We start from the raw sequence: 19026 nt of genomic DNA on the forward strand, positions 1-19026 counted from the left end.
CGACAACGGCGAGAATGTGTGATCCCCGCTCGTCGCCCCTCTGTCCTAGACCTGAGAGTTTGCGCGCGGATGTGTGACATCCGGGCGGCCCCGTCGGTGGGCGCGGATTTCGATCCGCGCCGCTCTCCAGAGTCGGTCGTTATTCCCGCGGTCCTTCTGCCTGAGCGATTCCGGGCGGTGTTGCGCCTTCGGCGCCGGCCGGGCGGCCGGTCTCTCCCACGGGACATGACACGAAGCCGGCACTATAAGCGCGAGCCGGCCGGATTACCAGTCGTCCCGCGAGGCGATTCGCCCTGGCGGAGCGGGTCCGGTCAGCGTCACTCAAGGCCGCGCGCGCCGTCAGCTCTTGTCCTCGGTGCGGCGGCGAAACCGGGTATTGCCGCAGTCGGCGCAGGGCGGGATGCGTCCGGCCTTGACGAAATGGGTCTCGGCGCCGCACTGGTCGCAGACCAGGGTGCCTGGGCCGGTGATCTCGCCGGCCTGATAGAGGCTCATCTGACGCGCGGTCTCGGCCCACTGGGCCAGTTGCAGGCTGGTCTGGTCGGCGACCAGCTTGAACATGTCGAGCATGCGCTTTTCCATCAGCTCCAGATCGAAGCGCCACCAGTCGCGGATGTCCTGCCCGGTGTCGGCGATGTACTTGGCTGCGTCCTCGATGTCGCGCTTGACGTAGTCCGAAACCTTCTCGGCCTCCTCGCGCGTCAGCTCGCCGAGCTCGACCATGCGCTCGCGCGTCTTGTCGACGATCTCGCGAAACAGGGGGGCCGATTCCTGCTGCGCCTTCTCGATCGCCTCGTGGGTCTGCTTGAGCATGCGCTCATAGGCGTCGACCAGCTTGTCGGTGGTGTCGTGCTTGTGTTCTTCGCTCATGGCGTCGCTCTTCGTTGGCTTGGGGAATGTTGACGTGCTCGGAATTAGGATAGCAAAAGCCCATGCGGTATCCTTGCGCGATCGAATCCGCGGGGCGCTGGGCGTCCCGGCGATTCCAACCTTTGGCTTCGAACCTTCACCCTCTTCGTCAGGACCATCAGCACCCATGCAGACCGACTATGATCCGCGCGCCATCGAGGCGGCGGCCCAAGGCTATTGGGAAGACCATCGATCCTTCAAGGCCGTCGAGGATCCGTCCCGCGAGAAGTTCTACTGTCTCTCCATGTTCCCCTATCCCTCGGGTCGGCTGCACATGGGGCACGTGCGCAACTACACCATCGGGGACGTGATCGCGCGCTATCAGCGCATGCTCGGCAAGAACGTGCTCCAGCCGATGGGCTGGGACGCCTTCGGTCTGCCGGCCGAGAACGCGGCCATCCAGCACGGCATCCCGCCCTCGCAGTGGACGCGCTCCAACATCGAATACATGAAGGGCCAGCTCAAGAGCCTGGGCTTCGGCTACGACTGGGAGCGCGAACTGGCGACCTGTGACCCGGATTACTACCGCTGGGAGCAGTGGCTGTTCACGCGCATGGTCGAGAAAGGGCTGGCCTATCGCGCCAAGGCGACGGTCAACTGGGATCCCATCGATCAGACGGTGCTGGCCAACGAGCAGGTCATCGACGGACGCGGCTGGCGCTCGGGCGCGCTGGTCGAGAAGCGCGAGATCGAACAGTGGTCGGTGCGCATCACCGATTACGCACAGGAACTGCTGGACGCGCTCGACGGGCTGGACGGCTGGCCGGAGCGCGTGCGCACGATGCAGCGCAACTGGATCGGTCGCTCCGAGGGCGTGCACATGGAGTTCGGCGTGGCCGGCTCCGACGAGACGCTCGGCATCTACACCACGCGACCCGATACCGTCATGGGCGTGACCTATGTCGCGGTGGCCGCCGAGCATCCGCTCGCGCACCGCGCGGCAGAGAACAATCCGTCGCTTGCGGCCTTCATCGATGAGTGTCGCAAAGGCGGCACCACTGAGGCCGAACTGGAAACGATGGAGAAGAAGGGCCATCCGCTCGGTCTCGACGCCATCCATCCGATCACCGGCGAGGCCGTGCCCATCTATGCCGCCAACTTCGTGCTCATGGGCTATGGCACGGGCGCGGTGATGGCCGTGCCGGCGCACGATCAGCGCGACTGGGAGTTCGCCGAGCGTTACGGCATCACCAGGAAAGCCGTCATCCGCTCGACCGACGGCAGCCCGTGCGGCATCGAGCAGGCGGCCTACACCGAGAAGGGCGTGCTCTTCGATTCCGGTCCCTTCGATGGCCTGACGTCAGAGCAAGCCTTCGACGCCATCGCCGACTGGCTCGCCGAGCACGGCAAGGGCGAGAAGACCATCAACTTCCGGCTGCGCGACTGGGGCGTGTCGCGTCAGCGCTACTGGGGCTGTCCGATCCCGATGGTGCAGACGGCTGACAGCGGCATCCGTCCCGAGACCGAGCTGCCGGTGCGGCTGCCCGAGGATGTCGTCGTCGACGGTTCCGGCTCACCGCTCAAGAAGATGCCCGAGTTCTACCAGCTCGCCGGCGGCGAGACACGCGAGACCGACACCTTCGACACCTTCTTCGAGTCGAGCTGGTATTACGCGCGCTACTGCTCGCCCGACTGCGACACGGCCATGCTCGACGAGCGCGCCAAATACTGGCTGCCGGTCGATCAGTACATCGGCGGCATCGAGCACGCCATCCTGCATCTGCTCTATGCGCGCTTCTTCCACAAGCTGATGCGCGACGAGGGGCTGGTCGACTGTGACGAGCCCTTCACCAATCTGCTCACTCAGGGCATGGTGGTCGCCGAGACCTGGTATCGCGAGGACGCCGAGGGCCGCAAGCAGTGGTTCAACCCGGCGGACGTCGAGGTCGAGCGCGACGAGAAGGGCAAGCTGATCGGCGGCCGGCTCAAGTCCGACGGTCAGCCGGTACGGTTCGGCGGCATCGAGAAGATGTCCAAGTCCAAGAACAACGGCGTCGATCCGCAGGCGTTGACCGAGCGCTACGGCGCCGACACAGTGCGGCTCTACACCATGTTCACCTCGCCGCCGGATCAGTCGCTCGAATGGAACGACGAAGGGGTCGAGGGGGCATTCCGCTTCATCCGTCGGCTGTGGGCCTTGGCGGTCAGTGAAGCCGAGGCGATCCGTGCCGCGTCCACGTTGGTAGATCTGGACGAACCGGCCCAGACCGCCCGCCGCGAGATCCACGGCGCGCTCAAGAAGGCGCTCTACGACTATGAACGCCAGCAGTTCAACACCGTGGTCTCGGGTTGCATGACCATGGTCAACACACTCTACCGGCTGGAGTCCTCGACCGCGCGGGCGGCGGTGATCCGCGAGGGCGTCGGCATCGTGCTGCGGCTGCTCGCGCCCATCGCGCCCCATGTGACCCATCATCTGTGGCGCGAGCTGGGTTTCGGTGAGGACATCCTGAACGCCGACTGGCCTCGGGTCGACGAGGACGCACTCAAGCAGGACAGCCTCGACTACGTGGTCCAGGTCAACGGCAAGGTACGCGGCAGCGTCAAGGTACCCGCCGACGCCGATCAGGCGACGGTCCAGGCCGCCGCGCTGGCCAGCGAGCCGATCGCCAAGTTCATCGACGGCAAACCGATCCGCAAGGCGATCCTGGTGCCGGGCAAGCTGCTCAATCTGGTCGTTTGAGCAGCCGGTAAGTAGATCAATCGGTTAGCTAGGCTTGTCAAAACTTTCCCGAAAGTTTTCCAAAATGTCGACCGCAGGAGAGGCCACCAACCACTCCTCGCGGCGGCTGTCCAGATAAACCTCAGTCATCTGTCGGCTCTTGTGTCCGAGGAGCGTTTGCGGGTCCATGCCACGCGCTTCGTAGAGCCGAGCGCCGAGCGACCGGATCTCGTGGAAGGAGGGTCGCTGCCGGATCGGGAGCTCCGCGTAGAGCCCGAGAGAGTCGCGCACGGCTCGGAACATAGAGGAGAGCTGCTGCTTTGCGATCGGGTCACCTGCACGAGTGTGTGGGCTGCCGCGACGGTAGTGGATTATCCACGGAGAGTCGAGGTTCGAGCGGCAGGTGTCGAGTACGCGGGCCAGGGGCTTGGTGACGGTGATGCGCAGGCGGGTGCCGGTCTTATGCTGTTGCAGTTCGAGCACACCGTCGCGGAGATCAGACCAGGATAAGGACACCAGGTCTTCGCGCCGTTGCAAGGTGATGAGCCCGAGGTCAAGAGCGTTCTGCAAGTGAATCGGGCTGGCGGCATGGATGCGCTGGAAATCTTCCAGCGTCAGGCGTTGGCGCTGAGTAGCCACTCGCTTGTTTTTGGTCACAGTGACTGGATTGGTAGTGATGTGCCCTTTGGCGATGGCTTCGTTGAAACAGTCATTGAGGACAGAGCGGTAGGCATTGGCTTGGCGCGGAGTCTGGGCGTCGAGAAACTCGGCGATGCGGCGCGTGGTGATGGTGCTCAGGTCTAGGGCTCCGAGCGCGGCGCGGATGCGCTCAACTTGCCGTTGGCGGTTGTAGCGGGAGAGTGAGGATAAACCGCGCTCATCGAGCAGGGTGGCGTAGGTGTCGAGCCAGTCGGAGAACAGGAGCGTTGGCTCAGTGCTTGGCGCCTGGCGCTTGGTGCCGAGCACGCGCTCGGTCAGCGAGATAGGCTCGATGAGCTGGGCGTTGAGCTGGTGCGCGGCGCGGATGGCGGCGGCGCGATCCGTGCCCATGCCGTGGTAGCGCCCTGTCTGCGGGTGCCGGTACTGGTAGTAGCGTCCGTTCTTGTAGAGATTGACGGGTAGGGCTCGGTTGGCAGGGTTGCGAGGGCGCATGGGTTTTCCGGGAGAGCAGAGGAGCGGTTAGTGCATGGCTATCCGCGCGCGGTGGGCGAGGGAAGGTTATTGCAAGGTCACGGGTTCTTTGATGTAGCGAAAGCGCTTGTTGCTCAGAAGCGGGGAGCGGCACGTCTGCGGTGCGCACTCTGCTCGGTGTCATCGGTCATGAGTGCCTCGTAGTTGTGGAGGTAGGCAAAGAAATGGGGAGGTTGTCAGCCTCCCCATTGGTGGTTATGTCGGTGGAATACCCATTGAGGGATCAGATCCGGTACGGCTGCCTCGGCAAGGTGTCCGGCTTCAGGTAGTAGGTGCGGCCGTGGCGCTCGGCGGCGAGCAGCCCGTTACGAATCCACTGGCGCACAGTGCGAAGCGCCGGGCGCGAATTCTCGGCGTAGGTGCGGTTGATCCACTCGGGTATCGTTAGGAGTTGATCGGCCATTCGCTTGTCTCCGGGACAATCAGGTAGTGAAAGTTGGGTAGCGATTCGATCCAGCGGCAGAAGCACTGCCAATCCGGGTGGCGGTGGTGTCTCCGCTGGAAGTAGATCCGGCGTAGCGCCTGGTACGAAGCCATCGCTGTCTGCGTGTAGACCACGTTGGGGAGATTGGCTTGCTTGGCTTCGGCCAGCTCAATGCCTTTCATCCCTTTCAGATCCGTGTGCATGGTGCTGCTGGTGGACAGCACTTCAACGCCGACGCGGTAGGTGTCCCATTCGACCATCCAGCCGATCTGCATCTGGAGCTCGAAGTAAGCGATGACGCCACGGATGGCTTTGGCGTGCTCATCTCCGGCGCGCACGAGCTTAGCCGCGAGCTTCAGATCCGCGTCTGGGGAAGCGCGTTCGTGACTCATCATCGGGTTGCGCATGGCGCGAAGCGCGTGCGCAAGACCACAGACTTCGAGCGTCTTGATCTGAAGTGGTTGGTACAGGCTGCTCATCGCTTGTTCAGGGATTGTCGAAGTCCGGTGATGAGGTTGCGCGTTGTGGGTGGCTTGTCGGCAAACGGGGCGGTGTTCATGATGGCTTTGGGCCGTTTTCTGCGTGCATCGTGCAAGGTATTGAGCGCTTCGTGATAGTCCGCATGGTAAGAGAGATGATAGAGGTGTCGATTCTTATAGAGCCGCACACGCCAGCGTTTGCGGGCGGCTTCGTACCACAGGCCAGGAAGCGGTCGGTTCATGGGCGCAGATGTAAGGCTTTGGTTAGCGTCTGTTTGTAATTGGCTGGCATTACCTTCCAATATGGGGAGGCGGCAATGTCAACGAGGCTGAGCTGAGTTCCCAGCATGAATGGGTTGGCGTCCTTGGCTTGGTCGATAAGGTCTATTAGCGGTGTGAATTTTTCCTGAGCCGGCTCTTTGAGCTCGTTCAGGAGCATCAGCATGGCCGCTTGGCTTTCAGGTTCTCCGAAGAGGAGGTTCGGGTAAGGGTATTTGTTCTCCAGGTAGAGGACGCAGGGATTGAAGCCGCGTATCAGAATGTCGCGCGCGTGAATTTCAATCGGCTCTGAATCCTCAGTACCAATCAATTCGGTGTTGATTTGTTTGGCAGTGGCTATTGCGCGCAATACGGTACGCTCATAGCTAGTGCCATGCTTGATGATAATCGCGGTAGTCATTACTCAACCGAAGTGGTTAGGGAAGTGGCAATCCAAGCCGCCGTCTCTTTATGGGTCAGGCGCTGGGTTGGTGTGACAGGGTGCTCCCAGTCTAGGTTTTCCAGGATGACAGCGTGCTTTTGGTCACCAACGATGACCAGAACACGGCGTCCTTCGTGATAACGGTCACGGAGCCATCGCTTTTGGGCGGGCGAGAGCTTGGGCGTGAACCGGTTGGGGAGCGTCTGGTAGAACTTGTATTCGATCCAGACATCTCCAGTGGGTCCGGAGTACCAGGCGTCTGGTACTCCGGCGTGGAAGCGGTCGCTGATCTTCCAAGCGTGAACGTGCTTTGGAAGTAGCTCGTGGATTTTAGCTGTAAACGTGGATTCGCGCATGGCCAATAGGGTACTGTCCAGGCGCGTGGGGCTGTTTAGGGCGCTAGACCCTTGATCCTATTAGCGCTCGGACGGGTGGACTTTGAGGAAATGCTGGGCTTGCTCATAGAGCGGCCAGAGTTGTTCGAGCTGCTCGTGCTGGGTGCTTTCGTTGAACACCAGCGTCGGGTACGCGGCATCGGCGCTGAAGGCGATCTCCACGATGTACTCGATCGGTAGCTGGCCGTTGTCGCTCAGGCGTGAGACGAGGCTTTCCCAGTTGCGGATGCTCGTGCGCGGGATATCCAGCGCGTACATCTGGGCGCTCTCCCCATCCAGCGTCGAGGCTGGGACGACGGCCAGGCGCACGGAATTCTTGCAGGCTTTGCCTTTGCCGCCAGCGGGGTCTGAGCCCCACTGGTCGTGCGGGCACTCGGCGCAAGAGGCCGCTTGCGGGTCTAGGCACTGCTCGTGAGGCGCGAGGTCAGTGAGTGCTTTGGCGATGGCGAAGCACTTCGGTGTCTGCGGGTTGTTGGGGTTGAACGGACCGGTGTAGAGGGTGCGGGTGTTGCGCCAGTCGACGATGACGACGTTGATCGGCTGGGCACTGGCGATGCCGTTGGGCAGCGTGAATTTCTTGTTCTGGAGGCTGATTTTCGGGCGGGCCGGAACCTCGAAAGACTTCTTGGCGGTTTCGAGTTCGGCTTTGATGCGTTCTTTGATAGTAGCCAGTGCAGTGCTCATGGATAACAGGTCTCTGTGTGTTGAGTATGTTCATGGGGAGTGACGGGGAGTTAGAGGGAACGAAGACCAAGTTTGGTGAGCTTGGTCAGGGCGAGTCCGGGGATCGCTTCGCCATTGTCTTCAATTTCTTCGAGGGCTGCGCGGGAGGCAATTCGGCGCTGAAGCAGATGTCGGGCGTCGTTCGTGAAGACGTAGTCCATGAAGGCATCCCAATCATTCACGTTCGCCACGGTTTGTTCAGTGATGGTGGCAATCGCCAGATTTGAACGTGAATTGGTCAGCCCTTGCTCGTTGAGCTTGGTCATAATGTCGCGTTCCAGGTGCTCGTATTCCTCCTTGGCGGCGTCGATGGTTTTCTGAAGAATGCGAATTTGATCACGACGGATCTTGAGGTCGTCGATGAGTTGGCCGAGGGTCATAGGGACTCCTTGAGCATTTCGAGGATGGATTGTTGGGCAGCGAGTCGATCCTGGCAGCGCAGGAACGTCGCCTGTTCGATGGTGTCGTCGGCAATGACGACGAGGGTCTCCGTTTTCTTCGTCTGCCCCGCGCGGTAAATGCGCCGGTTGAATTGCAGGTAGAGTTCCGCGTTGGCGATCGGACTCGGCCAGATGGTCGTGGTTCCGGCTGTCAGCGTCAGGCCGTGGGCGGCGGATTGCGGGTGCGCGAGGATCACTCGGATCTCTCCGGCGTTGAAGCGTTCAGCGGCGTGCAAGCGCTCGGCGTCGTTGACCGAGCCGTCGATCACGGCGTAGGGGATCTTGGCGGTGTCGAGGGTGTGCTTGAGCTGGTTGCGCTGGTGCGCCCACCAGAAGGCCACGACACATTGCTGGCGCTGCTCGATGAGTTCGCGGACGAGTTCGTAGCGGTCCTGGTCGAGGTAATGCGCCTGGTCGGACTCGTAATAGACCGCTCCAGCGCTGGCCTGCATGAGCTTGTTGTGGAGCACGGCGGCGTTGATCGCGGTCACGGTGCCGGTCTCCAGCTCCAGGATCGCGTCCTTGCGCAGGGCCTCGTAGGCGTCGCGCACGGTCGGCGTGAGCTGGTAGGGGACGGTGTGCTCGACGTTGGGCGGGATGTCGATGCAGTCCTCGAAGCGGTAGCGGATGGTGATGTCGTCGATCATGTCGGCGATCACCTCGTTGGCTTCCGGCTTGGGCTCCCAGTTGAAGTGGCTGGTGCGGCCGATCGGCACCGGGGTGCAGAGCGCCTGCCGGAATTTGAAGTAGCTGCGGCCCAGGCGCTCGCCGTCGTCGATCAGCAGGATCTGGTGCCAGATGTGGAGCGGGTCGTTGGTGTTCGGGGTGCCCGTCATCATCAGGCGGATCTCGGGGTCGAGCGCCTCGATCAGCTTGCGCAGCGCTTTGCTCCGGGCGCTGGTGTGGTGTTTGAAGGCGGTCGACTCGTCGACGATCACGGCTTTGATGTCGGCCTCCTTGAGCAGATCGATGTTCTTGAGCAGCCAGGACGCGGCATCGTGATTGGTCAGGTAGATGTCGGCTTCGCGCTGGAACGCCTTGACGCGGTTATGGGCGTAGGCCACGGAGTAGCGCAGTTCTGGGGTGAAGCGCTTGCAGTCAGCGCCCCAGGCGGCTTCCAGGATGGATTTCGGGGCCAGGATGAGCGCGGTACCAGCACCAGGCGCCCGGCGCCAAGCGCTCAGCGCTTCGAGCACAGCACGGGTCTTGCCGGTCCCAGGGTCTGAGGCCACGAACACCCGGCGCTTGTCCAGGATGAAGTCGGTGGTGGCGCGCTGGTGTTCGTAGGGCGGGGGAATGGGGATTCCGAACATTACAGGGGCTCCACGGCGAAGGTGCAGTCTCCGGTGCCTTTCTGGGTTCCGTAGTCGCACCACTTGCAGTTCATGACGTTAGGACGCGGCGGGAAGCGCGTGGCGCTGGTCATGGCGCGGAACTTGTCGATGAACTTGTTGAAAAGCTCCTGACCCTTGATGCGCTGGATGTGCTTCTCGGCCACAAGCCCTTTCTCGTCGGTGTACCAGAGCTGAGTGGTGATGTCGGTGAGCGACGGGAACAGGAAGAACGCTAGCGCCGCGTAGAGCTGGGCTTGCTGGTTGTGCTTGATCTCGTTGCCGAAGCGCCGCCCGGTCTTGAAGTCGATGACGGTGGCGGTGAGCGGGTCGTGCAGGATCACGGCGTCGGCCTTGCAGCGCAGCCAGACGGTGTCGGCGTTCCAGGCGCACGGCTCCAGTTCTCGTGTCAGCGCCCATTCTTCCTCGACCAGGACTTTGCCCTCGCCATAGAACTCGCGCAGGAGTTCAAAGCGCTGGCTGAGTTGCTCCAGGCTCTTGTGCAGGGTCTCTGTGGTGCCGCGGATGTAGTTCTCGGCGTACTCGTGAACGCGCTGTCCCCGGATCAACGGGCTCGATTCCAGGGGCTCAGGCGTGGGCAGGCGGCGGATGTATTTCAGGTGTGCGGCATAGGGGCACTGCTCATAGAGCTTGAGCGCGGAGAAGGAGCAGGTCTTGAGGCATTCGGACTCAGGGAATTGCGCAGGCGTCATGGTCAGTTGTCCCAGAAGTAGTGGCCGTCGATTTCGGTGACCGAGAAGCGCAGGTCGCCGTTCCAATAGTGCTCGCAGTCGAAGTAGGGCTGCGCCCATTCGGGGATTTCAGCCCACATCCCGGTCTCTTCGAGGTAGTCGTAGACGAAGTCTTCGTGCGAGTTGTATTGGCCCCGGTAGCGGTCTTGGAAGCTGTCGACGAGGTCGTCGGCATCACCTTCGTAGATTCCGAGGAACGCGCGCATGGCGTCGCCGTGCTCTTCGAGCGCTTGTCCATAGGCGGCGACGGTTGCGATGGATTCGTATTCGTGGAGACTGGGGAAGCCTTCGTAGTCATGGATTGCCCATTCCTCGGCAGGCTCGCCGTATTTCTCGGCCGTGGGGGATTCGGCCAGCATGTCGTTGATCTCGTCCTGGATCATGTCAGCGTCCTGATCGGCATCGATCCAGGTGCCGTGGAGGACGCCGTTGTTGTAATCGGAGAGCGAGGCGACGTAGATGCGTGGTGTCATGGCGGTGTACCGGAGTAGTGTGGGACGGCGCGTGACGTGCGCCATTCGGTCCAATCACCGTGCGGAGGTGCATGAAGCTGGAGTGCTACGGCTTGGACGGCGGGCGTTATTGACGCCACCTCCCGCTGGGCGATGCCGTATCGTTCAGTGGTAGATGGCCGGGGCGTGCGGGTCGTCGTCGTAGGGCTGAGCGCTGTGGGTGAGCTCGAAGACCCGGCGCACATGCCGGGCGGCGAGCTCCCCGAGATCATCGCAGCGGGGGTCAAGTCCCGGATTCTTGAGCATCGTCATCAGCGCATCGAGCGAGGCTATGGTCAGCAGCGACGCCCGGTCTGGGTCGAGAATCTCCGAGTCGGACGATGTTTGCGTGGCTACTTGGTTCATAGTTTCTCTGCGTGCTGATGAGTGGTTTTTCGAGGATCAGTCCTCTCATGAGCTGGCCGTTGAAGCGGGCCGGTTTCACTTCGAGGTCGTGGATGGTCAGCATCCGGGTGAACTTCGCGGGTGAGAAGTTCTTGCCCTGGAGGTAGTTGTAGAGTTTGTTCAGGTCATCACGGGGAATGCGATCGATCGGTTCCGGGGACTTGGCCCAATCACTGACGATCGAGAAGTATTCCTTGTAGGCGAGATCCGGGAGCCCCTGGCGGGTCTTGGAGTCGCCATCGATGAATTGCAGGAAGTAGTCGAGATCGCCGATCTTGAGGGCATGGAAGAAGGCGTGACTGCTGTTCTGCGCATGGCGGATGACGTCTTTGCGGTGCTGGTTTTCAAGGGGTCGAGTGACGGCTTGCCGGTCGACACGATAGTTGGCGAGGAACGCGGCAAAGTCATCGAGCTCGGAGTCAATGCGCTCGACCTCATCGACTGAGATCAGCAGTGCCCGGCGTTGAGGTGGCGCGACATTGAATCGTCGGTCATTGGATTCGATCGGGAGCGGGTCATTGTGATTGGTGGCGATGATGACGTTGTTGTAGAGCTTGCGCGTGACCGCATTGGCTCGCATTTTGCGAATTGAGGTACGGGTTTCCGTGATCATGTTCTTGAGCTTGTCCATGATCTTGTCGGAGTGCGCGCTTTCGGAGAGTTTGAACTCATCCAGCCAGTTGATGAGCGCCTTCTCCAGGTAGCCGTTGTAGTGCTCCTCGATATTGGGCGTGAGCACGGGCACAACATACTCGTCCCCGAAAAGGGGCCGCAAAATGCGCTCGAACAGCAAACCCTTGCCGGTGCCCGTGGTGCCGAAGAAGACCCAAGCGGTCTGGGTTTTCTCGCGGTACTGGAAGATGAAGGCCAGCCAGTTCAGGAAATGCTGCTTGGCGTCCGGCTCTGAGAGCAGGGAGTTGAGCACGCGGTCGATGGTCGGCGGGATGTCGTCAACGGGGTCATAGTTCTCCGTGAGGTAGCGCGTGGGTTTGAAGACGTTGACCCAGCGCTCATCGACGTCGATGACGCGCGGGTCGGTCGGATCGAATCGAACGTCCCAGTCCTCAATGATCTCGGGGGCTTCGGCGCCCCGCTGGGCCATGTAGTGCTGACACTTCTGGACGTTGCTGACCGGCCAAAGCTCGATGGTGTTGGCCTCGGTGTCATAGGCCGCGGTGAAGTAGGTGTCGGTCTCCCGATCGCGGAAGACGAGCGGAAGCGTGGTGCCGGAGCTCGGATCTTGGGCCGAGGCGCTTCGGGTGTACTGCGCATAGACATCGGGGGCGATGTCCTTGAGCCGGACGAAGGGCTCGTCCTTGAAGTTGCGCAGGATCTCGGGGTTGTCCTTGGGGAAGTAGTACGCCCAGGAGTCGCCGTGGTTGAGGTTGAGATAGACGAAGCCGCGAGCTTCCTGAACCCCGGTGACGAGCGCCCGTTCGGGGTTGGTCAGGATCTCGTAGTCGTTGACGAACTTGGTGCGCGCCGTGCGCTTGCGAAGCCCGGCCGCTTTGCGTAGCGCGTTGACGTGTTCGGTGATGCGCGCGCCGGTGGCGGCGGCGTCGACGTGGAACTTGAGCGAAGCGACGGCGTGGGTCTTGGTGACCAGCCGAATCCGGCGACCGGCGAGCGGATCTTCCAGCCCGTGAACGATGGGCGGCGCGATGTAGAGCAGCTTGTCGTTCTGGTTGGTGGTGACATCGAGCGGGTACTTGAGGCTGAGCCCGTTGGCGGTGAGGCTGAGCTGGTCTTTGAGCCCTGGGACGGTGAGGTTCCGGGACTTCGTCCATTCCTTGATGATGCTGGGCAGCACGGGCTTGTCGAGCAGGATGAAGACATGCCCGCGCAAGCCCTCGGGACGGGTGATCCCCGCCGAGGCGCTGTGCTGGAAGACGTAGGACACATGGCTCAGCGCCGGGTCGAGGGCGTTGAGCGCATGGTCGACCGACTCGAAGCCTTCGGAGAAGTCGAAGTCCAGGCAGATCCACTGGGTCGGTGAGTGCGGGTTGGTGTGACCCGCACGCGACTCGTTGTTGAGCGGCCGATCGAGGAGTCCCTTGAGGAGGACGCCTTGCTGGTCGGCGGCGCGTTGGACTTCCGCAAAGAAGGCGTCGATATCGGGGACGGGACGCCGATCGCTGCGGAAGTCCTTGATCATCGGGTAAGGGATTTCCTGCACACCGAAGGCATCCGCGCGGTACTCCTTGGTGATCGGACCTTGGGCGTAGAGAAAATCGATGAACACGAGGGCTCTCCCGTTATTGGCGAAGCTGGAGCTCAAGTCTGGCGAGTGCATTCCAGGCAGCGTGCGCCGCGTGCAAGAGTCCTGAGTCGGGATCGTGGGACTCGTCGGTGAGCAGGTGGCGCAGGAGCGCGTCGGTGTAGCGCTCGCGTCCGTTGGGAACCGAGAGCCAGCCGTGGTCGGTGTACTTGTTCGCGCCGAAGGTACCGACGCGCGCGACCTCGGTCAGGGCACGGTTGAACCCGAGCAGCACGAGTCCGGTACGGGGCTTGTGCGCGTCGAGCTTGGCGCCTGGCGCGTGGGGGTCGCGGCCATGCGGGTCGGTTTCGGCGGTTGGGGTGTTGCATTCCAGGGACATCAGCAAACCTCCAGCGCGTCGGGCCAGTCGCGGGTGGAGTTCGCTTCGTCGATGGTCGTGAATTTCTCGTGGAACTCACGGGCTTCGCGGACGAAGAGCTCGCCGTCGTAGTTGCAGTAGATGATGACCGGCGTCCCGTCGCGGGCATTGGTGCAGTCGACAGCGTGGGCAATGATTCGATAGGGCGCGCGGGTTTTAGCGTGGGTGGCGAGGGCGGTCATGGAACCTCCAATCCGTGTTTTTTGAGGGTCTGCTTGTACTGAATCAGCCGATCAAGGAGGGTGATTTCTTTGTCGATCGCACAGCTCAAACGGGCGCGTAGCTGTTCGTTATCGCGGCGGAGTCGACGCAGTTCACGCTCAGGGTCAGCGGATGCCCTTGCTGGGTTGCGGGAGTTTTTGCCCATTGTATTGACCGCGCTTTGAGTACGAGGCGTTGTCGGGGACCGGGGTGTTGAGACGCCAGAAGATGACCTGGCCGATCTTCATGCCGGGTTCCAGGCGCAGCGCCTGGTGCTGGAGCGTGTTTCTGAGCTCCAGGGTCAGGGTGGCGTCGCTCCAGCCGGGGTCGCCCCAACCGGCCAGCGAGTGCTCGATGCCGGAGCGCGCGACGCTGGACTTGAGCTTGAACTCGCAGCAGAGGTCGTTAGGGAGGTGGAAGGTCTCGACGGTGGCGGCGAGTACGAAGTCACCGGGCTCGAGTACCCAGCCGTTGTAGAGGTCGAGCGGCTTGGGGATGAGCACAGGGGACTCGCGGGCGGCAAGATTGACGATTGGGCGCTGGTCGCTTGGGTACAGGCGCTCGATCAGGAGCGTGGCGCCAAGACGCACGTCGATGGAGGCGCCGTTGACGTTGTCATGGGTGGTGTTCTGGATGACGCGCTGATCGACGAGATCGAGCAGCTCGGTGTGAGACAGCAGCATGAAGCACTCCAAAGGTAGGCGGGCGATCAGCCTACCAATGGAGCTTCAGGGGCTGCGGGGCTTAGATCGTCGCGGCTTCCTGGAAGCGACGGCCTCTCAGCTCCAGGGGCGTGGTGCTGAGGAGGTTTCCGGCGAAGAAGTTCAGGGAGTCCCGGACATGGAGCTCGAAGCAACCGGGGGTGGTCTCGACGATGAAGTACCCGTGGGAGGGCTCGTCAAAGCTGTAGGCGCTGTCTGCGGTGTAGGCGAGGTTGCGCGCTGAAAGCGTGCTCTCAAACGGGCGAATCCACTTGGCCCCGGCCGTGTCGTCCACGATGGCCCGTTCAAGGAACAGGCGCAGGTAGGTGTAGACCGACACCCATTCGAGTTCATGGAGTGCCTCGCGGAACGGGCCTGCAAAGTCCCCAAGACAGGGTTCGTCGTTGCCGAGGATATGCGGGTGGACCCGGTTCTGGTTGTCCCAGGAGAACGGCGCTTGGTCCCGCTGGCCGCGCACTGGAGCCAGGTGAACGGTGCCATCCGTCAGGCGGAGACTGACTTGGACGTCCTGGAGTGGGAACGATGGGATGCTCCCCGCGCCGAGTCCTCGGAGCCAGGCGTACGGGTTACGGTCTGGCCGCATGAGCAGACCCGTGAACACCCAGCGGACGAAGGGGACGCCATAAGGGGCGTACCCTGTGGCGATACTCCCCGGCTTGAGGTTCGGGAGTCCCGTGAGGGCTCTGGTGAGATCCGCTTTGGTGACACGCTGCTCGCCCTGGAAGCCGGACGGGTAGCGGCGCAGTTGTTCCCGAGTGTTCGTCAGTTCGACGATGACTTGCCCTAAGTGGTACTTGGTGCGACGGTGCTGCCCTATGGCGTTCTCGACCAGGTTGTTAAGGGTGCCGCGCACGTTGGCGATGAACTGCTGTCCGTGGTGGTTTTCGGTGTCGTCGGGGATGTGCTGGTTTAGGGTGTTATCGAGGAGCTGATGCCAGGACTGAAAGTCTTGGATTTGGGCCTCGTGCCGGGCCACGAGCGCATGGGTCTCCGCGTAGGAGCGCTCGTAGGCTTCGACGCTGTTCTTCAAACGCTGGTAGTTCGGATCGGTCCAGGCAAGTTCGTAGGCAAATGGCATGGGTTAGTTTCCTTTCACGAAAAACGGGTCGCTGAGTTGGGCGTAAAAGCGATCTTCGAGGTCGTCGTAGGTGATGATCTCGTCGAGCCGGGGCTCCTGGCGCTTGGAGCTGATCGTGAAGTTCCGGGCATTGAAGACCGGGGGCTTGGCGCGACGCTCAATGACGCGCGCATCGATCAGCTCATCGAGGGCGTCGAAGAAGTCGATGTCGCGCAGATGTTCGTAGACGTCCCGATGGACACACTGGAAGACGACGCCCTGGCGCTTGTCGAAGACGTCGAGCTTGTAGTCGCCCTTCTTGTTGCGGATCTCGCGGATGAACCAGTCGGTGTGTTCGAGGTAGTCGCTCAGGTGCTCCTGGTCGGTGGGCGAGGGCGAGGCGGGCATGTTGACGTGGCTGTGCCCGTGGTAGCGCAGGTGGCTCGGGTCATCCCCGGCGTCCAGGATCTCCCCGGTGAGTTGCGCGATGGCGTTGGCGGTGATGTCGACGGTCGCGGCGGTGACTTCCTGCTCGGGGATCAGGATCTTGTAGACGACATAGGCGTCCAGGTCTTCCTCGTAGCGCACGAGGCCGAACCAGGCCACCTCGACGTCCATCGCGCGCACGAGATGGCGCACGGTGAGCTCGGCCTCGATCGTGAAGAGCACCATCGGGGGTTCAGCGCTTGGCGCTGGGTACAAGGGCGTGACGGCGGGCACGTTGGAGTTCTGGAAAGCGATCTTGGGCATGTTGGGCTCCAGGAATGAGGCGCCGGGACTCGGCGCCTGGGGCTAGGGGCTTAGCGCGACCACTCAGCCGTGGTGACGATGAGCGGCTTGAAATACGCCTTGATGATGGCGCTGGCGCCTTCAGGGTTGGTCTTGGCGTTGATGAACTGCCACACGGCGAGATTGGCGATCAGCGCGGCGGTTGGGGCCACACTGAAGGGTGAGCCGCAGGCCGATACCTCGGCGTCCTCGTCCGCGCCCAGGGTGGCGAGGTACTGAGCGCGTTGCTCCTCGTCCGAGGGGTTGAAGGTGTAGATCACGCCATGCGTCGCGGCCATGCGCGTGTCGATGACACGCGGGATGTCGAAGCAGGGCGTGGGGAGGGCTTCGACGAGCTGGCGCCGGGTTTCGAGGCTATCGACCAGCAGAAAGACGGTGCCGTCGAGCTCGTGGATAGACTCGGGGGTGACGGCGACGGGCCGGAAGACCATCCCCTTGGGTACATGAGTCGGCGAGCAGCCGAGTTTGCGCACGGCCCAGTCGAAGAGTCCTTCGGTCTTGGGGATACCGATGTCACGGTGCATGAAAAGCTGATTGGCCAGGTTGTGCTCCTCGACGCGATCGGGGTCGAAGACCTTGATCCGGGTCAGCCCGAGCTCGACCAGGGTGGCGAAGACGCGGGAGCCGACCGCCCCGGCGCCGACGATGGTGATGCCGGTGTCGTGGTCGCGAGGGTTGAAGATTTCCTGATGGCGCAGTGTGCTGAGCATGGCGGTTACTCGGTAACGAGGATCAGTGTGTCGGTATCGGTTTCAGGGCGCAGGTAGAGCCCCCGGTAGTCGTTGTAGTGGGCGCGTTCGAGGTGGCGTTGCACGGATTCGGGGTCGTGGTGGATGAAGCCGTGCGCGGGCTTGACGCGCTGGGCGCCGACGCGCTGCACGGCGCGGCGGACGCTGTTGAGTCGCGGTTCGAGAAAGAGGCAGTTCTCGTTGTCGAGCACGAAGAGGTTGCTGACCGGTGTCAGCGGGTGCATGTACTGGTCGAGCATGGCCTCGATGTCGAGGACGTCGATGTCCTTGCCGCTGCGCACGGTGAGGATGCCGTCCATCTGGTGCAGCGCTTCGAGCCCGAAGCGCTTGTGGATGGTCTTGTTGCCGACCGGCTGCCCGTCCCGAACCCGGTGGACGCGCCCGTCCTGGATTGAGACATGCACGCCTTCGAGGGCGTACCAGGCCAGGTAGGGGTAGTCGCTGAGCTCGGCGATCCGAGCGGTTTGAATCAACGGATAGGCGGGTCGAGACTGTGCAGCTTGTCTTGGAGTCGGGTACATAGTTCTGAGAGCTCGGTGACGTGTTCGCAGAGACGGTGTGCATCGTCGAGCGCGGCTCCGATGATCTGGAAGCGGCGCTTGTGAACGGGCATGTGGAACGTGAGTTGGCGTTCCAGGACGTCGATGTAGTCGGCGGCGCGGATCAGCAGCGGGAGCGCCGGGCCGAGGTTCGGGTTGAAGTCGCGCAGGATCTGTTGCAGCGCGATGCCCTCATCGAGCAGTCCTTGGTAGAAGTTTTCATCCACGGAGCTCCTCCACGAGTTCTTCGAGGGTGTAGTGGCTGTTTTTGACGAGCTCTTGGAACACTTCCAGTTGCTCATCCCGAGAGAGCTCCCAGAAGGCGAGACTGAGCTCGCGGAGGGTCACCTCGGCGGTGATGTCGACGTAGAGTTCGGCGGGCATTGGGGGTCTCCTAGCGAACGTCGGCGTAGATGACTTGGGCGATGTAGGCGACGAGCACGGTGAGATAGATCAGCGCGTGGCCTCCGTCCTTGTCGGCCATCGCCAGCGACATCCCGACGCCCGTCAGGAAGGTGATGAGCATGGTCAGGAATACGAGCATGGAGTGGTCTCCTCGATGGGCTGGTATCGGACGACGCGCTTGAGGCCAAGCGCTCGGAGCAAGGCGCGAGGGGCTTGGCGCTGGCCGCGAGCGATCGAGCCGATGTGGGTCGGGTGGTAGGGGAGGCTGAGTTGCTCGACGAGCTTGGCGTAGCCTCCGGTGTTCTGGGCGAGTGCCTTGACGTGTTCGCGCAGTTCTTCTTCGGTCATGCTGGGTTCTTGGGTCTGGGTTCGAGGGTGTGAGTCCAATGGATCGGGTGCCGGGGTCTAGGGGCTCGAAGCACTGGGCCTTGGGTTCTGATCCATTCGCCGCCAATGGGCTCGGGGCGGTGCGCATACCAGAACCAGTCACCGTCCATGTCCATTGCCAACCAGTGCGCCCAGTCCGGGGCGTCGGCCCAGCGGGAGTCGGGCGGCGGCACCCGTGCATGAGCGACCCAGTGGTCGACCTCGGCGTCGGTCTCGCCAGTGAAGAGCCCTTCGCCCGCCGCGCGCTGAGCGATGGCTTCAAGCAGGTCGAGGAGCTGGGACGCAGGCGTGGTGCCTGGGGCGTACTCGACGGTGAGGATGAGCTGGGCTTTCATTCCAGGGTCTCCGCAGATCCTTGAGCCAGTCGCAAACAGGCTTCGTCAGCCTCGTCCTCAGTGATGGGTTCGAGGAACGAGCGCTCGGTGAGCCAGAGCTGGTCCGTCTCAGGGTTCTCGGCGATGAGGCTGGCTCCATCGTCACAGTGGACTGCCACGATCTTGCACACGGCGAAGTCGCGATCAGCCGGTGGGAGGTTTTTGGCGAGGAAGGTGTCGATGAAGTAGTGGCCGATGTAGTCCATCAAGGTTCTCCGGGTGAGTGGGCGCCCCAGGCGCTCAGTCCTGGGGCTTGGCGCTGTGG

27 protein-coding genes and 1 riboswitch are annotated in these 19026 nt (G+C 62.3%); of the genes, 1 reads left to right on the plus strand and 26 read right to left on the minus strand.

Annotation, left to right across the window (positions count from 1 at the left end):
• Window positions 1-138 precede the first annotated feature (138 nt).
• A riboswitch (glycine riboswitch) is annotated at window positions 139-229 on the minus strand.
• 110 nt (window positions 230-339) lie between these two features.
• Window positions 340-870 (minus strand): zinc ribbon-containing protein, encoded by a 531-nt coding sequence (locus HW932_RS01610; protein ID WP_176974748.1) that lies wholly within the window; start codon window positions 868-870, stop codon window positions 340-342.
• Between the two features lie 166 nt (window positions 871-1036).
• On the opposite strand from HW932_RS01610, the gene leuS reads away from it, so the two are divergent.
• Window positions 1037-3592: a leucine--tRNA ligase gene (gene leuS, locus HW932_RS01615; RefSeq protein ID WP_176974749.1), complete on the plus strand. Its 2556-nt coding sequence runs from the start codon at window positions 1037-1039 to the stop codon at window positions 3590-3592.
• A gap of 24 nt (window positions 3593-3616) precedes the next feature.
• Here leuS and HW932_RS01620 read toward each other — a convergent pair whose 3' ends face one another.
• The 25 genes from HW932_RS01620 to HW932_RS01745 form a co-directional block, all read right to left on the minus strand.
• The gene (locus tag HW932_RS01620) at window positions 3617-4723 is read right to left on the minus strand and encodes a tyrosine-type recombinase/integrase (RefSeq protein ID WP_176974750.1); all 1107 of its coding nucleotides are present in this window, start codon (window positions 4721-4723) and stop codon (window positions 3617-3619) included.
• A gap of 262 nt (window positions 4724-4985) precedes the next feature.
• Entirely contained in the window at window positions 4986-5165 is a 180-nt protein-coding gene (locus HW932_RS01625; RefSeq protein WP_176974751.1) for an excisionase, read from the minus strand.
• Window positions 5147-5665, minus strand: a complete 519-nt coding sequence (locus tag HW932_RS01630; RefSeq protein WP_176974752.1) for a hypothetical protein — start codon at window positions 5663-5665, stop codon at window positions 5147-5149. Before HW932_RS01630 ends, HW932_RS01625 begins: the two co-directional genes overlap by 19 nt.
• Before the next feature lie 238 nt (window positions 5666-5903).
• Entirely contained in the window at window positions 5904-6344 is a 441-nt protein-coding gene (locus HW932_RS01640; protein ID WP_176974754.1) for a glutathione S-transferase family protein, read from the minus strand.
• Window positions 6344-6721 (minus strand): hypothetical protein, encoded by a 378-nt coding sequence (locus HW932_RS01645; protein WP_176974755.1) that lies wholly within the window; start codon window positions 6719-6721, stop codon window positions 6344-6346. Before HW932_RS01645 ends, HW932_RS01640 begins: the two co-directional genes overlap by 1 nt.
• Before the next feature lie 60 nt (window positions 6722-6781).
• Window positions 6782-7444, minus strand: coding sequence for a hypothetical protein (locus tag HW932_RS01650; protein ID WP_176974756.1), 663 nt, complete (start codon window positions 7442-7444; stop codon window positions 6782-6784).
• A 50-nt stretch (window positions 7445-7494) separates the two neighbouring features.
• The gene (locus tag HW932_RS01655; RefSeq protein ID WP_176974757.1) at window positions 7495-7863 is read right to left on the minus strand and encodes a gp33 family protein; all 369 of its coding nucleotides are present in this window, start codon (window positions 7861-7863) and stop codon (window positions 7495-7497) included.
• Complete coding sequence (locus HW932_RS01660) at window positions 7860-9236, minus strand: SNF2-related protein (protein WP_176974758.1); 1377 nt, start codon at window positions 9234-9236, stop codon at window positions 7860-7862. Before HW932_RS01660 ends, HW932_RS01655 begins: the two co-directional genes overlap by 4 nt.
• Window positions 9236-9967, minus strand: a complete 732-nt coding sequence (locus HW932_RS01665; protein ID WP_176974759.1) for a RecB family exonuclease — start codon at window positions 9965-9967, stop codon at window positions 9236-9238. The genes HW932_RS01660 and HW932_RS01665 overlap by 1 nt, the downstream gene beginning before the upstream one ends.
• Before the next feature lie 2 nt (window positions 9968-9969).
• Window positions 9970-10479 (minus strand): antirestriction protein ArdA, encoded by a 510-nt coding sequence (locus HW932_RS01670; RefSeq protein ID WP_176974760.1) that lies wholly within the window; start codon window positions 10477-10479, stop codon window positions 9970-9972.
• A 144-nt stretch (window positions 10480-10623) separates the two neighbouring features.
• On the minus strand, window positions 10624-10770 hold the full coding sequence (locus HW932_RS01675) for a hypothetical protein (RefSeq protein WP_176974761.1): 147 nt from the start codon (window positions 10768-10770) through the stop codon (window positions 10624-10626).
• Window positions 10742-13144, minus strand: a complete 2403-nt coding sequence (locus tag HW932_RS22060) for a DUF5906 domain-containing protein (RefSeq protein WP_176974762.1) — start codon at window positions 13142-13144, stop codon at window positions 10742-10744. Before HW932_RS22060 ends, HW932_RS01675 begins: the two co-directional genes overlap by 29 nt.
• Window positions 13145-13157: 13 nt before the next feature.
• The gene (locus HW932_RS01685) at window positions 13158-13499 is read right to left on the minus strand and encodes a dATP/dGTP diphosphohydrolase domain-containing protein (protein ID WP_176974763.1); all 342 of its coding nucleotides are present in this window, start codon (window positions 13497-13499) and stop codon (window positions 13158-13160) included.
• Entirely contained in the window at window positions 13499-13720 is a 222-nt protein-coding gene (locus HW932_RS01690) for a hypothetical protein (RefSeq protein ID WP_176974764.1), read from the minus strand. The genes HW932_RS01685 and HW932_RS01690 overlap by 1 nt, the downstream gene beginning before the upstream one ends.
• Window positions 13721-13864: 144 nt before the next feature.
• Complete coding sequence (dcd, locus tag HW932_RS01695) at window positions 13865-14422, minus strand: dCTP deaminase (protein ID WP_176974765.1); 558 nt, start codon at window positions 14420-14422, stop codon at window positions 13865-13867.
• A gap of 61 nt (window positions 14423-14483) precedes the next feature.
• The gene (locus tag HW932_RS01700; protein WP_176974766.1) at window positions 14484-15539 is read right to left on the minus strand and encodes a hypothetical protein; all 1056 of its coding nucleotides are present in this window, start codon (window positions 15537-15539) and stop codon (window positions 14484-14486) included.
• 3 nt (window positions 15540-15542) lie between these two features.
• On the minus strand, window positions 15543-16268 hold the full coding sequence (locus tag HW932_RS01705) for a hypothetical protein (RefSeq protein WP_176974767.1): 726 nt from the start codon (window positions 16266-16268) through the stop codon (window positions 15543-15545).
• A 50-nt stretch (window positions 16269-16318) separates the two neighbouring features.
• Complete coding sequence (locus tag HW932_RS01710) at window positions 16319-17017, minus strand: ThiF family adenylyltransferase (protein WP_176974768.1); 699 nt, start codon at window positions 17015-17017, stop codon at window positions 16319-16321.
• A 5-nt stretch (window positions 17018-17022) separates the two neighbouring features.
• Window positions 17023-17529 (minus strand): hypothetical protein, encoded by a 507-nt coding sequence (locus tag HW932_RS01715; protein ID WP_176974769.1) that lies wholly within the window; start codon window positions 17527-17529, stop codon window positions 17023-17025.
• Window positions 17526-17822: a hypothetical protein gene (locus HW932_RS01720; protein ID WP_176974770.1), complete on the minus strand. Its 297-nt coding sequence runs from the start codon at window positions 17820-17822 to the stop codon at window positions 17526-17528. Before HW932_RS01720 ends, HW932_RS01715 begins: the two co-directional genes overlap by 4 nt.
• The gene (locus HW932_RS01725; protein WP_176974771.1) at window positions 17815-17979 is read right to left on the minus strand and encodes a hypothetical protein; all 165 of its coding nucleotides are present in this window, start codon (window positions 17977-17979) and stop codon (window positions 17815-17817) included. Before HW932_RS01725 ends, HW932_RS01720 begins: the two co-directional genes overlap by 8 nt.
• A gap of 10 nt (window positions 17980-17989) precedes the next feature.
• Window positions 17990-18139, minus strand: coding sequence for a hypothetical protein (locus tag HW932_RS01730; RefSeq protein WP_176974772.1), 150 nt, complete (start codon window positions 18137-18139; stop codon window positions 17990-17992).
• On the minus strand, window positions 18124-18348 hold the full coding sequence (locus HW932_RS01735; RefSeq protein WP_176974773.1) for a hypothetical protein: 225 nt from the start codon (window positions 18346-18348) through the stop codon (window positions 18124-18126). The genes HW932_RS01730 and HW932_RS01735 overlap by 16 nt, the downstream gene beginning before the upstream one ends.
• Window positions 18345-18722, minus strand: coding sequence for a hypothetical protein (locus HW932_RS01740; protein ID WP_176974774.1), 378 nt, complete (start codon window positions 18720-18722; stop codon window positions 18345-18347). The genes HW932_RS01735 and HW932_RS01740 overlap by 4 nt, the downstream gene beginning before the upstream one ends.
• Window positions 18719-18967, minus strand: coding sequence for a hypothetical protein (locus tag HW932_RS01745; protein ID WP_176974775.1), 249 nt, complete (start codon window positions 18965-18967; stop codon window positions 18719-18721). Before HW932_RS01745 ends, HW932_RS01740 begins: the two co-directional genes overlap by 4 nt.
• Window positions 18968-19026 lie beyond the last annotated feature (59 nt).

Origin of the sequence: Allochromatium humboldtianum (assembly GCF_013385175.1) — a bacterium.
Classification (GTDB): domain Bacteria; phylum Pseudomonadota; class Gammaproteobacteria; order Chromatiales; family Chromatiaceae; genus Thermochromatium; species Thermochromatium humboldtianum.